This window comes from Anaerobacillus alkalidiazotrophicus (genome assembly GCF_001866055.1).
In genome coordinates this window covers 177262-190374 of sequence record NZ_MLQS01000030.1, presented here as the reverse complement: position 1 = coordinate 190374, position 13113 = coordinate 177262, and the positions used below count along the sequence as shown (strand labels likewise).

Below are 13113 nucleotides of genomic sequence, written 5' to 3'. Positions count from 1 at the left end.
TAATATTTCTATTTTTCTAATACTCTCGTTAGTTACATTCGTGGAAAATCAACAACTCTCATTAATCATCTTACTAATAGTAGTATCGTCATTTCGATGCTTAATATTATCCAAGAATTGAAACCAACTCAAATAATAGTCGAGGTATTTAGTAGCTACACCATTAAAACGGTCAATCCATCCTTTGAGACGGCTGTGATAGTTAATCACATTTTAAATATGGTATAGTTGCTCAATCTCTTTAATAATTTCTCTCAAAGCCATACAAATCACCTTCGTACATAGTTTTATAACAGAGCATTCTCTAAAAAAAACAGGTAGTTGTTATTAATAACAACTACCTGTTTTTTAAATTTATTTTAATGCTTGAGCTTTTAATGCCTCAGCTTTATCTGTGAATTCCCATGGTAATTCAATATCTGTTCGTCCAAAATGTCCGTATGCAGCAGTTTGTTTGTAGATTGGACGACGTAAATCTAACATTTTAATAATACCAGCTGGACGAAGATCAAAGTTGTTACGAACAACCTCTACTAGTACTTCTTCAGTCACTTTACCAGTTCCAAATGTATCGATAGAAATGGAAACTGGTTGAGCTACACCAATAGCATAAGCAAGTTGAACTTCACAGCGATCAGCAAGTCCTGCCGCTACAATGTTCTTTGCAACATAACGAGCTGCATAAGCTGCAGAACGATCCACTTTTGTAGGATCTTTACCAGAAAAAGCTCCCCCACCATGACGAGCGTAACCACCATACGTATCAACAATTATTTTACGCCCAGTTAAACCTGCATCCCCTTGAGGCCCACCGATAACAAATCGACCTGTTGGGTTAATGAAGTACTTTGTCTCATCATCAATTAAATTGGCTGGAACCACTGGTTTAATAACATACTCTTTTAAATTTCGTTGGATTTGTTCTAGAGTAACTTCCGGGTGATGTTGAGTTGAAATAACAATCGTATCAATGCGTACTGGTTTACCATTTTCATCATACTCTACTGTTACCTGTGTTTTCCCATCGGGACGTAAATAAGGAAGAATTTCCTCTTTTCTTACTTCTGTTAAGCGACGGGCAAGTTTATGAGCAAGGGAAATTGGTAGTGGCATTAATTCAGGTGTTTCATTATCAGCATAACCAAACATTAACCCCTGATCTCCCGCACCGATTGCTTCGATTTCAGCATCAGTCATTTGACCTTCACGTGCTTCTAAAGCCTGGTTAACACCTTGAGCAATATCTGGAGACTGTTCGTCAATCGATGTTAAAACAGCACAAGTTTCTGAGTCAAATCCGTATTTAGCACGAGTATAACCAATTTCCCGAACCGTTTCACGTACGATCTTTGGAATGTCAACATATGTAGACGTTGTAATCTCCCCTGCTACAAGTACTAATCCTGTTGTTACTGATGTTTCACAAGCAACTCGTGCATTAGGATCATTAGCTAAAATAGCATCAAGAATGGAATCAGAAATTTGGTCACAAATTTTGTCCGGATGACCTTCTGTAACTGATTCTGATGTAAATAAATGACGTTTTTTCTTTTCTGACATGTTTGTACCTCCTTTATCCCCTTTAGGATATGCACTTCTTTGATACGGTACTCATTTTCCCTATGACTAAAAAAGTCAAACAGAATATTGTATTGAAAGAACAAATCTTTTCCTTCTTTAACTTAGCTTTTCCATCTTCGTAATGATTACACTAAGTAATAGGTTAATTCATGTACGACTTCACACACTTAATTTACCCAAAACAAATTAGATGTGTGGCCTCTTGAATTCAGCCCCATATGAAAAACCTTTTCCTTATAGAGGAAAAGGTTTTGATTATCCGCCTTTCGCCTCTTATCGATCAAGACATAAGTCTTGCAGGTTAGCACCTTTTCACTATATGTAACGTGAAGATATAAACTTACACGAAGTGTTGGTTGCCGGGTTTCATTGGGCCTGTCCCTCCACCGACTCGGAATAAGAGTATCCGTTCGGGACATATCATATAATACGTGTCTAACAATGTCAATCATTTTTAGTTGACAGCGCCGATTTTGTCGAAGGATATTAATTACCACAACTTTTTATTTCATGATGTTTATTAGTAGAATTTTCTAAGAGCTATTATATAATAGTAAATATAACTATTGGATAACTTTAATTTGAGGAAGGGTCTTGGTAAGTATGAGTACATTTAATTTTGAACTAGAATTAGACAAAATAATAAAAGGAAAAAATGTATGTAACAATTTACCTGTTTCACAATTAGTAGAGAAAGCTCTCGAAAGAAAAGAAGGTGTTTTAACATCTAGTGGCGCTCTACAAACAACAACTGGAAACTATACTGGAAGATCTCCAAAAGACAAATATTTTGTAAAAGAAGCTTCTATTAAAGATCTTAATTGGAGTTCTATAAACCAACCTATAAGTAGAGAAGTTTTTGAAAATCTTTTAAAAAAAGTCCTCTCCTATTTAGAAAATAAAGATGAAATATATATATCGAAAAACTTTGCTAGCGCAGATAAAGGGTACCGTTTACCAATCTTAGTTATTAACGAATTGGCTTGGCACAATCTTTTTGCTCGTCAATTATTTATTCGCCCTAGAAAAGAAGAATTAGTAAGCCACAAAAGCGAGTTTACAATCATATCGGCACCAGGGTTTAAAGCTAACCCTAAAATTGATGGAACTGTTTCAGAAACGTTTATTATTATTTCATTTGAAAAACGTATTATTTTAATTGGTGGGACTGAATATGCTGGAGAGATAAAAAAATCGATTTTTACGGTCATGAATTATTTGTTACCTAAAAAAAATATTCTCTCTATGCATTGTTCAGCAAATGTAGGGAGTGAAGGTGATATTACCTTATTCTTCGGCTTATCAGGTACTGGAAAAACGACTTTATCTGCTGATTTAGAGCGTCATTTAATTGGTGATGATGAACACGGTTGGTCACATACTGGCATCTTTAATATTGAGGGCGGTTGTTATGCCAAGTGTATAAACCTTTCCGAAACAAAAGAACCACAAATCTACAATGCTATCAGGTTTGGATCAGTATTAGAAAATGTTGTCCTAGATGAAAATAGAAAGCCCATCTACGATGATACACAACTAACTGAAAACACCCGTGTAGCTTATCCACTTGAGCTTATCCCTAACTCTATTATTCCAAGTGTCGCGGGGCAACCTAATACAATTATTTTCTTAACTGCCGATGCATTTGGCGTATTACCACCTATTAGTAAATTAACAAAGGATCAAGCCATGTACCACTTCTTATCTGGGTATACAAGTAAAGTAGCAGGAACTGAACGAGGTGTTACAAAACCAGAAGCTACTTTCTCTCCTTGCTTCGCATCACCCTTTCTTCCGCTCTCTGCCTACTACTATGCAAAAATGTTGGAAGAAAAAATTAACCAACATGATATTAAAGTGTTCTTAGTAAATACAGGTTGGTTTGGCGGAGAATACGGTATCGGTAAGCGTATGAGGTTACCTTACACACGAGCAATGGTACGTGCTGCACTCCACGGAGAGTTGAACAATGTTGAAACGATTATTGACCCTATTTTTGGATTATGTATTCCTATCCATTGTCCAGGCGTTCCAGATGAAATACTCCAACCTAGAGAAACATGGTTAGATAAAAATGCTTACGACACAAAAGCAAAAGAACTTGCACGTAAGTTCCAAGAAAACTTTAAAAAGTTTGACAAGGTTTCAGAACGTATTATAAACGCTGGACCTAAAGTTTAATATTTTCCTAACACGCTATAATTTTTCTAGCGTGTTTTTTTATTTTAGAAAGTTTCATAATTATTCTCACCACTAATTTTCTATTTTTAAGTTACGTTAAACCGTTTATAACTAGATTATGCGGATTGATTTTGGTCATTTTGAAATTTACTCTAGTACTAACGAAATAGTCACTTTTTCTATTGCTCTACACACACTTCTGGGCGGATTAACATATAGTATCACATAAAATAAATACGTTTTTCAGGAGGAATTAATAATGAAAGGTAGTAGTAAAATTTTCTTAATACTTTTGACCGCTGTTTCAATGTTATTTTTTGTAGGGTGTTCATCCGATGATGATACAGATACCGTTCGCTTAGCAGAGGTGACACGTTCAATTTTTTACGCTCCACAATATGTAGCTATTTCTGAAGGTTTTTTTGAGGAAGAAGGGATTAAAGTAGACTTAACAACTACTTGGGGTGGCGATAATACAATGACAACACTTCTTGCGGGAGGTGCGGACATCGCACTAGTCGGAGCAGAGACTTCTATTTATGTCTATGCTCAAGAAGCGAATGATCCTGCAATTAACTTTGCTGCACTTACTCAGCAAGATGGAACATTCCTTGTCTCTAGAGAAAAAATTAGTAACTTTGACTGGGAAATGTTAAAAGGCAGTACATTTCTCGGTCAACGCATTGGTGGAATGCCTCAAATGGTTGGGGAACACGTTTTAAGAAAACACGGAATCGACCCTCATAGAGACTTAAATTTAATCCAAAACATCGACTTCGGTAATATCCCTAGCGCCTTTGCTTCCGGAACTGGAGACTATGTTCAATTATTTGAACCAACAGCTACACAATTTGAACTAGATGGGATTGGTCACATAGTGGCCTCATTTGGAATAGAATCTGGTACAGTACCTTACACTGGTTTTATGGCAAAGGAAAGTTTTATTAAAAACAATCGTGATGTTATTGAACGATTTACAAGAGCATTATATAAAGCACAACAATGGGTAGAGTCAAGCTCAAATGAAGAAATAGCGAGGTCAATTCAACCATTTTTCAGCGATACTGATATAGAAATAATTGAAAACGTGGTTCATAACTATAAATCTCAAGGCTCTTACGCAACAACACCTAGAATTAAAGAAGAAGCTTGGGAGAATCTACAACAAATCATGGATCAAGCTGGGGAGCTACCAATGAAAGTTGAATATGAAAAATTAGTAAATACAAAATTTGCTGATAAGGTAATGGAATAGCTTTGTAGAGGTAAGAGTATTGCAAGAGTCGACTTAATGACCCTTTGCGATTCAATTCATAGTAAATGTACACAAAAAGGGAGGTTTTGCTGTGTCTATTGTAAATATTAACAATGTAGATAAAACTTTTTTTTCACAAGAAACCGCAACAACCGCCCTCAAAGATATTACACTCTCTATTGATAATGGGGAATTTATTTCTATCATCGGTCCAAGTGGCTGTGGCAAGACAACATTATTATCTTTAATTGCAGGCCTCATTCAACCGACAAATGGAGAGATTATTATTGAGGGGCAGCAAATCTTGCGTCCATCACCAAAAACTGGTTATATGCTTCAGCAAGACTATTTATTTCCTTGGTTAACAATCGAGCAAAATATTACAATCGGTTTAAAAACTATGAAAAAACTTACGCAAGATACAAAGGAACACGCATTGTCGTTACTAGATAAAATGAGGTTAATAGATAAAAAAAATGATTTCCCTAGTCAATTATCTGGGGGGATGAGACAACGTGTTGCTTTAGTTCGTATGCTTGCAACACAACCAACTCTTCTTTTATTAGATGAACCTTTTTCAGCACTAGATTATCAGACAAAACTAAAGCTTGAAGATCTCGTTTCTCATACTATTAAAGAGCAGAAAAAAACAGCAATATTAGTTACCCATGACATTGGGGAAGCAATTGCCATGTCAGATCGGATTGTACTATTATCAGCACGCCCTGGGACTATTTATCAAATATTTGAAATCCCTCAAGAGCTAAGAGTTTTAATGCCATTCCAAGCAAGAAATCATCCAAGATTTAATGAGCTCTTTCAACTAATATGGAAGGAGTTGGAGAGCCTTGAGTAATTCAGTATCTAAACTCCATGAAGAATATAAGCAAAATAAACGTATTGAAAAAATTAAAATAAAGGTTGTTCAATTAAGCATTTTAGTCTCATTTTTTGCTATTTGGGAAACTGCTTCCAGGCTACGGTGGATAGATCCTTTATTATTTAGTATGCCTTCACGGGTTTGGAAACTTTTCATTGAGAAAATAATAGATGGTTCTTTATTTACTCATTTATCTGTGACTTTACTCGAAACGATTGCAGGTTTTATTCTTGGAACATTTATAGGAACTATGTTAGCCGCGATATTATGGTGGTCTCCGTTTGTTTCGCGCGTTCTTGACCCCTACCTTGTAGTATTAAACTCTATGCCTAAAATTGCTCTTGGCCCTATTTTAATTGTTGGTCTTGGGCCAGGGTATTCTTCGATTATTGCTATGGGTGCTTTAATTTCGGTTATTATTACGACCCTAGTCGTTTATAATGGATTTAAAAATGTAGATGAGAACTATTTAAAAGTTGTGCAGACCTTTGGAGCAACTAAATCTCAATCGTTTCAATCTGTCATTTTACCAGCTACGTTACCAACAATAGTCTCAACATTAAAAGTAAATGTGGGACTTTCTTGGGTCGGTGTCATTGTAGGAGAATTTCTTGTCTCTAAAAAAGGATTAGGTTATATGATAATTTACGGTTTCCAAGTATTCAACTTCAATTTAGTCATACTAAGCTTGTTAGTTATAGCAATACTCGCAACAGTTATGTATCAAGGTGTTGAGTTATTAGAACGAAAATTAATGAAACAACTTCAGCGATAAATAGAAGATGCAAACCCTTAGGTCACGAGACCATATTAGCATAAAAACGCACATTTGTGCGTTTTTATACTTTCGCAGACACAAGATCACTATTTAATCAAACCCATAAAAAATAGCTATCTCAAGACTAAATAGCGGATGCTCTGTCGGAAAACATCAATTATTTAGACATTTATCAAAATAACAGATTTGGTGTCATTATAATTTTTTCCCAATATAATTCTCCACGGTAAGAAGCTACATAGTTTAATGAATTTCATAATTGTTTATTTTTGCTACTCTGATACTAAATGTTATTGGATAAAGACCGTTTCCAATAACATTTAGAATTAAGTAGCTCCATTTAAGTTAAGATGAAATTCACTCAGTTAAAAACTAAGTTCTTTCTTTTTTATTATATCTAAACAATGGGTGAGAACACCGTCTTTCATTAAAAAGCTAAATTGTTTATTTTCTCGAATATTCTCAGGAAGGTCGTTAAATAAAGTAGGACCCTTAGTTTCAAAGTAATGCTCTCTTTTTTCTAAACGGTCAATTTGTGCATAGTAAACATCTTTAATGACTATTTCATGTTTAGCTGTAACTTTATATTGACCTAATTTGAGTATTTTTTTTATAATTCCACCTGTTTCTTCGTAAACTTCACGAACAGCAGCTTGATCTGCAGTTTCCCCTTCCTCTACTTTCCCACCTGGAAATTCAAATCCTCGTTCTTCATGACAAGTTAGAAGCCATTTATTGTTAAATTGACAAATAATCCAAACGTGCTTTGGATTTTTAGAGAATGCATTAGGTACAAATGAAAGTTCTACTGTATTTTTGTAATAGTCGACAAATGAAAATGTTTGATTAAGCAACGTTTCTAATGACACTCCAATCTCCCTAATTTTCCTTTATTATACACAGTTAAAAGAAAAATGCATATCTAATCGGCTTCCCTATTTTAGAAGTTATGTATCTCATTTTAATCATCCTCTGATGGTTTAATAAAAATTATTGATATTAAAACGGCTATTAAGCTAATGAATGTAATAATAACAAATAAAATAAAATGAGAAACCTTCATAATAATAGCTACAATAGGTGGGCCTAATGCTACACCAACAAATCGCATACTACTATAAACAGACGTAATTGTACCTCTTTCTCCCTTTTCTATTCCTTCTGTAACCAGAGCATCTAAACTTGGCAAGGCAAATCCAATTCCTAAGCCAGAAGCAAACATCGCCGTTAGTAATACATAAATATCTTTTGTAAAAGCAACGGAAAAATTTGCAATTGTTAGAATTAGTAAACCAACAGTAGTAACTACCTTCATACGTTGTTTTTCCTTACCGATACCTTTCCCTGTAATATAAGAAGAAAAACAGAGAGCAGCTAGCGGGATCGCAAGGATGATCCCTTTTTTAATTCCTTCAATGTTGTGCTGTTCTTCTAACATTGTTGATAGGTAAAATAAAACACCAAAAAGAACAAACATACAGATACAGCCTATCGCAAAGACTGCATATAACCAACGACCCTCATTTTTAAAAATGTACTTTAATGATCTGAAAAATACGTCTATTTTTGGAGGGATAATTGATAACGGAGGTGTTTTCACTAGAAAGATCATCATAAAAATTGAAATCAAACAAAACACAGGGAAAGCAAAAAATGGCATAAACCACACTGAAGCAGCTAGAATTGCCCCTAGTATTGGGCTCAAGACTTTCCCAAATGTATTTGCTGTTTCAATAACACCTAGACCGTTACTTACATCACTTTCATTTTGATAAAGATCGCCCACTAACGGCATGACTATAGGTGCGGCTCCAGCTGCCCCTACCCCTTGAAGTAGCCTACCAACTATGATTGCCCCATAAGCATCTTTCAATTGCCATGCAGACCACCCAGAAATCAAACCACCTAAAGCAGCGATAATTAAACTCGGTATAATGATTCGTTTTCTTCCATATTGATCAGATAAATAACCTGCAATTGGAATTAAGACAATAGCAACGACTGAATATACAGTAATAATCAAACTAACTTGTAGAGAAGTAATTTGTAATTCTTTCTCTATAGTTGGAAGGACAGGAATCAACATTGAATTCCCTAACGTCATTACTAAGGGAATTGAAGCCAAGGACACAAGATCCCATGTTTTTTTCTCTGCCATAATAACCTCGCCCCGCTTCACATTAAAAGTATGGTACTGGGTTCAATGAAGTAATAATCCTTGTCTTATTATTTTAGAAATAAAAAAATCTATTCTTAAACAAATAAAGGCCATTATCAAAAATATATTTAGGATAATCTAAATCTGTCATACGACATCCAGTTGCGCCATAGAATGATACGTAGCGAAGGTTGGTTTAATTATAAATGTCATAAAATAAAATGAATATATTTCTTATATATGGGAAAATTATCAATGTCCATTTACTTGAGTACATGTCACAATTATCAAAACTATGCCACATAAAACTATATCAAGTTACGAGCGGTACAACGTAAGTAGATAAAGTATCTTAGTGGCAAAATAATGAATGATAATATTCATTATTTGGATTTAAATCAAGTTAAAGTTCTTTACTAAATAAAGAATAAGTAAATGGAAATAAATTTTAGGTAACTATTTAGGAGGAAATTTTTTATGCAAGGTAAAGTTAAATGGTTTAATGCAGAAAAAGGCTTTGGATTTATTGAAGTGGAAGGACAAGATGATGTATTTGTTCATTTTTCTGCAATTCAAGGAGACGGCTTTAAAACGTTAGAAGAAGGACAATCTGTAAGCTTTGAGGTTGAAACAGGCAATCGTGGACCACAAGCAGTAAATGTTGAGAAACTATAAAGAACAAACTTAACAAAGTACAGTCACAATACCTGTACCTAAAAGTTTAATTATACTAGCTTAATTCACTAATCGCGTTTCAAGTAAAACGAAGGAGGGTTTCCAAAAGCAAGCCTAAGGACACTCTCCTTCTTATTATTTTTATAGATTTAATTTTCTTTATTATAATATTTTTTTATATATGAAAAAGGAGAGGTTGATCTCAAAAGAGCCCATATTTGATTTTCAGTCAACCTCTTTTTCTCTACTATCTTTGTAGTTATCCTGTCAGTTAAAACATATTAAAATAAACGATTTCAACTATTGATTCTTACTTCTCTGCATTCTCTAATTTTTCAGAGGTTTTACTTTTTTTATCGTCATCTTCAAATTCACTCGTTAATTCTCTAGTTGATTTCTTAAATTCTTTTAGTGTTTGACCCATAGCCCTACCAATTTCAGGAAGCTTCTTCGGTCCAAAAATAACTAGTGCAATCACTAAGATTAATATTAACCCCGGAATTCCTATATTGCTTAACATGTTAATCCTCCTCACTAATTTTAATTTATAAAAAATTAGGCTCCATATACCGTACTACTTTATGTTTCTACTATGTCTCCTACAGTTTTAATTTGAAGTGGGTTTCCTTTTGCAACAATTCAACCTTGCTGTCGTTTTAAAAATGGAATAACTACTACCTCTTCTTTCGCTAAATATTTTTCCACGCACGGTAGATTATATGTCCCTGTTTCAGGATCTAGAAGATGAATTCCGGTTACATGAGCTTCTCCTTTTTTTTATTGCCATTACCCGTGCTAAACTCCCACCATGCGAAGAGTTAATTTGCCTGCTTCCTTCAGTCTTTTTCAATAAAGTAGAAATAATGTCAATCGATAAATCATGACTCCCTGTAAAAAGAATAGCCTTTTTAATATCCTCAGATGATTTGTAAAGTTCTATTTCTACTTCTGAGTGGAAGTGAAATAAAGCGTAAAGTGAAGATAAACCGAGACACCTTGCAAAAGAAGAGCTTTTACAAAAAGAAGAGGCCTTTGTTCATGGGCTACATATGTATCTTCTGCACGGACAGCAATACCGTCCATAGCGGATGCATGGTAATGAGGCATTGAAAGATTAACAAAAACCGGTAATGCCGTTACCCTTCCTAACGCATCACTCGTTGGGACTGTTTCTATTTCCTTGACCACCTGTAGAAACTACATCTTCAGCTACTATACGGTGAAGAGAACTTTCTAACGGCATTTCCTCAGTTTCCTGAACTGATTTTACTAATTCTTTAATTTGTTTATACGTTTCCTCTACTGTTTTCACAGTGAAATATTGCATTATTAACCATCCTTCCTTTTTCCTATGAGAGTTGCTATTGTTTTGCGATTATCTTTGCTTTTTCATATTCAAAAGGATGATTCATATTATAGAAAACTTGTTCAAGTTTATCAATTTCTTTATTTTTCAATTGATCTTCTGTCACGTATTTTACATTAACTTGATTGAGCAGTGACTTAATTCTTAATTGTTTAGTTTCAAAACAATTTTCTATCACTCTTATAATAGATCTTTTATAGACAGCGAACAAAGGATGTTGTTCACCGTTTATTACCGGAACAACTGCATCATATCCATCACTTAACTCTACTAACAATTTTGCTAACTTTGAAGAAATGAAAGGCATATCGCAAGCTACAAAAACGTTCGTATCATGGTTAGCTGTAAGTAATCCAGCATGTATTCCTGCAAGTGGCCCTTTATCTATTACTTTATCTTTTGTAATTGGGACATTCAAAAATCGATATTTTTCAGCATCGTTAGCAACTAAAAGAATGTCATCAAATACTTCTCTCAAACTATTTTTTGTTCTTTCAATAGTCGTAATTCCATTAATTTGTAAAAGGGCTTTATTTTTCCCCATGCGACTCGACTTTCCACCTGCTAATATTACTGCCCCTGCCTTCAAAGAAGCACACCTCTTTCTTAAATAAAAATGTTTTACTGTGACGATACAATGAGTACACTTTCTATCTTAATTCTTGAATCCTTCATTTTCCTTCGATAAAACAAAGCCATTTTCTTTAATTTATTCACACCATTTTCGATGTTCTCATCTTGTTCTCCTAAAAAATCTGTTAATTCTATGATCTATCCTTTATATTCCCATCATAAACGTTCATTTTTACTCGAGCAATGATTGGAGACTTTTTTCAATATTTGACTTTATTTCTACAACTTCTGACTTATCTAATTGCTTCATCCATCCTGTTTGTTTCGCAGAAATGAATGTTTGAAGGTTTATATAATTTGGGAGTTTGTTGTTGAGTTCATATATACAACGCATCGTTATAGTTGATCCTGTTCAAAATGAAATTTAAAATTAGAAAAAAATAGCTGTCCACTAGTGGGGACAGCTTTCTGTTTTTGTTTCCTTTATTCGATAAGATGAGGGAAAGCATTACGCCTCCCTTATTGCTATTCTGAGATTTTACTTCTTTAATTTCAACTTTTTGTTACTAATTCATCATACGAATTTCCATAATGCTCTTTGGCGTATTTAACCGGTACATCACTTTTTATCATTCCTTAAGATACTTTAGAGTTTCAATGGATAATACATAAAAAGATACGACCCACAACTACAGCTACCAAAATGCTAATATCAGATTTATCACTTACTGGCGTACGTAAGAAACCGACTGTCTAATCTACAAGTCCTGTTCTGCTAGTTGATATGTCGCCAAGAGAACTCGTTCTAGCTTCGCTAGAACATCGGAAATTCAGATGGAGTCTCAACTCCACCTGAATGGAAGTTCCCACCTACGCTACGCTTAGAGGTGGGGGTCTATGACCCTTAAGTTCAAATCAGTTTGATTAAATCTAAATATAGCGTTATTGGAAACTCATCCGGACAATATTTTCGGATCATCAATACTCCCCTAAACGTTCATTGAAACCAAACTAAATGTAACCGTTCTCTTTTGTTCCGTATTCACCAATAAAGAACAAAGCCCCTTCATGAAAATTTTAATTAAGAAGAATTTGAACTTGAAACTTTCCTATTTTTCTAGTGTCACAATGTAAGGAGCCAAGTTTCTTCCAAAAACCTATTATTTTTAATTTTCACGTTATGAGTATCGTTTATTTTATAAGTCTCCCCAGACTCTTGGACAAGAAAAGCGCAAGCGCCTTGGTCACGAGCAGCTGCTCGTGTGCCACTCCGTTTGCTCTTCGCAAAGCCGCTTCGAAGTAATTCAAGTAGTAGCTTCACTGGGGCGGCCTTTGACAGAAGCCGTTCTTTGGCTTCTTACGTGCTTCTGCGTCTTCAAGTACTGCTTCGTAGTAAGCTTCCTCGAAGCAGTGTTTTGTGCGACGAGTAATCGCAGGAGCAGTTGTTTTCCGTGCGACGAGTAATCGCAGGAGCAGTTGTTTTCCGTGCGACGAGTAATCGCAGGAGCAAAGCTGCATGAAGTTAATCAACGAAGGATTTCAAGAGGTAACTGAAGTCAGTTGCTTGACTAAAGTGACCGAGCTCGTAGGCTGCTTGCGCAAGACAGTTTCCAAGTTGGAAATTTATAAAGCTGAACTTCAATCAGTGGGGGTTTTCCTTCGTCCC

Annotated in this window: 14 protein-coding genes, 1 pseudogene and 1 riboswitch; of the genes and pseudogenes, 5 read left to right on the top strand and 10 right to left on the bottom strand. The window is 34.9% G+C overall.

Going from position 1 to position 13113, the window contains the following annotated elements:
- Positions 1-48 precede the first annotated feature (48 nt).
- Both BKP45_RS21820 and metK read right to left on the bottom strand, forming a co-directional pair.
- A pseudogene (locus BKP45_RS21820) lies at positions 49-231 on the bottom strand (IS1595 family transposase); the annotation flags it as partial.
- Positions 232-354: 123 nt separating this feature from the next.
- Complete coding sequence (metK, locus tag BKP45_RS17005; RefSeq protein ID WP_071389787.1) at positions 355-1560, bottom strand: methionine adenosyltransferase; 1206 nt, start codon at positions 1558-1560, stop codon at positions 355-357.
- 291 nt (positions 1561-1851) lie between these two features.
- A riboswitch (SAM riboswitch) is annotated at positions 1852-1984 on the bottom strand.
- A 200-nt stretch (positions 1985-2184) separates the two neighbouring features.
- Between metK and pckA the strand changes: the two genes are divergently transcribed.
- The 4 genes from pckA (at position 2185) to BKP45_RS16985 (ending at position 6672) form a co-directional block, all read left to right on the top strand.
- Positions 2185-3762, top strand: a complete 1578-nt coding sequence (pckA, locus tag BKP45_RS17000) for a phosphoenolpyruvate carboxykinase (ATP) (protein WP_071389786.1) — start codon at positions 2185-2187, stop codon at positions 3760-3762.
- 307 nt (positions 3763-4069) lie between these two features.
- Positions 4070-5017, top strand: a complete 948-nt coding sequence (locus BKP45_RS16995; protein ID WP_245747464.1) for an ABC transporter substrate-binding protein — start codon at positions 4070-4072, stop codon at positions 5015-5017.
- A 91-nt stretch (positions 5018-5108) separates the two neighbouring features.
- The gene (locus BKP45_RS16990; protein WP_071389784.1) at positions 5109-5873 is read left to right on the top strand and encodes an ABC transporter ATP-binding protein; all 765 of its coding nucleotides are present in this window, start codon (positions 5109-5111) and stop codon (positions 5871-5873) included.
- Positions 5874-5916: 43 nt separating this feature from the next.
- Positions 5917-6672: an ABC transporter permease gene (locus tag BKP45_RS16985; protein ID WP_407639597.1), complete on the top strand. Its 756-nt coding sequence runs from the start codon at positions 5917-5919 to the stop codon at positions 6670-6672.
- A gap of 368 nt (positions 6673-7040) precedes the next feature.
- Here the strand turns inward: BKP45_RS16985 and ytkD are convergent, their stop codons facing one another.
- Positions 7041-7544, bottom strand: a complete 504-nt coding sequence (ytkD, locus tag BKP45_RS16980) for an RNA deprotection pyrophosphohydrolase (protein ID WP_245747447.1) — start codon at positions 7542-7544, stop codon at positions 7041-7043.
- A gap of 92 nt (positions 7545-7636) precedes the next feature.
- Entirely contained in the window at positions 7637-8833 is a 1197-nt protein-coding gene (locus BKP45_RS16975; RefSeq protein WP_071389782.1) for an MFS transporter, read from the bottom strand.
- 477 nt (positions 8834-9310) lie between these two features.
- Between BKP45_RS16975 and cspD the strand changes: the two genes are divergently transcribed.
- The gene (gene cspD / locus BKP45_RS16970; RefSeq protein WP_071389781.1) at positions 9311-9508 is read left to right on the top strand and encodes a cold-shock protein CspD; all 198 of its coding nucleotides are present in this window, start codon (positions 9311-9313) and stop codon (positions 9506-9508) included.
- 310 nt (positions 9509-9818) lie between these two features.
- Here the strand turns inward: cspD and BKP45_RS16965 are convergent, their stop codons facing one another.
- The 6 genes from BKP45_RS16965 to BKP45_RS22235 form a co-directional block, all read right to left on the bottom strand.
- A complete protein-coding gene (locus BKP45_RS16965; RefSeq protein WP_071389780.1) occupies positions 9819-10028 on the bottom strand; it encodes a twin-arginine translocase TatA/TatE family subunit in 210 nt (69 codons plus the stop codon).
- A 119-nt stretch (positions 10029-10147) separates the two neighbouring features.
- Positions 10148-10258, bottom strand: coding sequence for a substrate-binding domain-containing protein (locus BKP45_RS23110; RefSeq protein ID WP_084787916.1), 111 nt, complete (start codon positions 10256-10258; stop codon positions 10148-10150).
- Between the two features lie 192 nt (positions 10259-10450).
- The gene (locus BKP45_RS21810; RefSeq protein WP_084787856.1) at positions 10451-10696 is read right to left on the bottom strand and encodes a hypothetical protein; all 246 of its coding nucleotides are present in this window, start codon (positions 10694-10696) and stop codon (positions 10451-10453) included.
- Positions 10662-10835 carry a hypothetical protein gene (locus BKP45_RS22695; RefSeq protein ID WP_169824100.1) on the bottom strand — a complete coding sequence of 58 codons (174 nt, stop codon included), beginning with the start codon at positions 10833-10835 and terminating at the stop codon, positions 10662-10664. The genes BKP45_RS21810 and BKP45_RS22695 overlap by 35 nt, the downstream gene beginning before the upstream one ends.
- 34 nt (positions 10836-10869) lie before the next feature.
- A complete protein-coding gene (mobA, locus tag BKP45_RS16960) occupies positions 10870-11463 on the bottom strand; it encodes a molybdenum cofactor guanylyltransferase (protein ID WP_071389779.1) in 594 nt (197 codons plus the stop codon).
- Positions 11464-12570: 1107 nt separating this feature from the next.
- Positions 12571-12768, bottom strand: a complete 198-nt coding sequence (locus BKP45_RS22235) for a hypothetical protein (RefSeq protein ID WP_139193813.1) — start codon at positions 12766-12768, stop codon at positions 12571-12573.
- Positions 12769-13113: the final 345 nt, after the last annotated feature.

Excerpts from the sequence above, each read along its gene's own strand:
- metK (WP_071389787.1), bottom strand. The coding sequence starts at position 1,560 with ATGTCAGAAAAGAAAAAACGTCATTTATTTACATCAGAATCAGTTACA.
- pckA (WP_071389786.1), top strand. The coding sequence starts at position 2,185 with ATGAGTACATTTAATTTTGAACTAGAATTAGACAAAATAATAAAAGGA.
- BKP45_RS16995 (WP_245747464.1), top strand. The coding sequence starts at position 4,070 with ATGTTATTTTTTGTAGGGTGTTCATCCGATGATGATACAGATACCGTT.
- BKP45_RS16975 (WP_071389782.1), bottom strand. The coding sequence starts at position 8,833 with ATGGCAGAGAAAAAAACATGGGATCTTGTGTCCTTGGCTTCAATTCCC.
- cspD (WP_071389781.1), top strand. The coding sequence starts at position 9,311 with ATGCAAGGTAAAGTTAAATGGTTTAATGCAGAAAAAGGCTTTGGATTT.
- BKP45_RS16965 (WP_071389780.1), bottom strand. The coding sequence starts at position 10,028 with ATGTTAAGCAATATAGGAATTCCGGGGTTAATATTAATCTTAGTGATT.
- BKP45_RS22695 (WP_169824100.1), bottom strand. The coding sequence starts at position 10,835 with ATGCAATATTTCACTGTGAAAACAGTAGAGGAAACGTATAAACAAATT.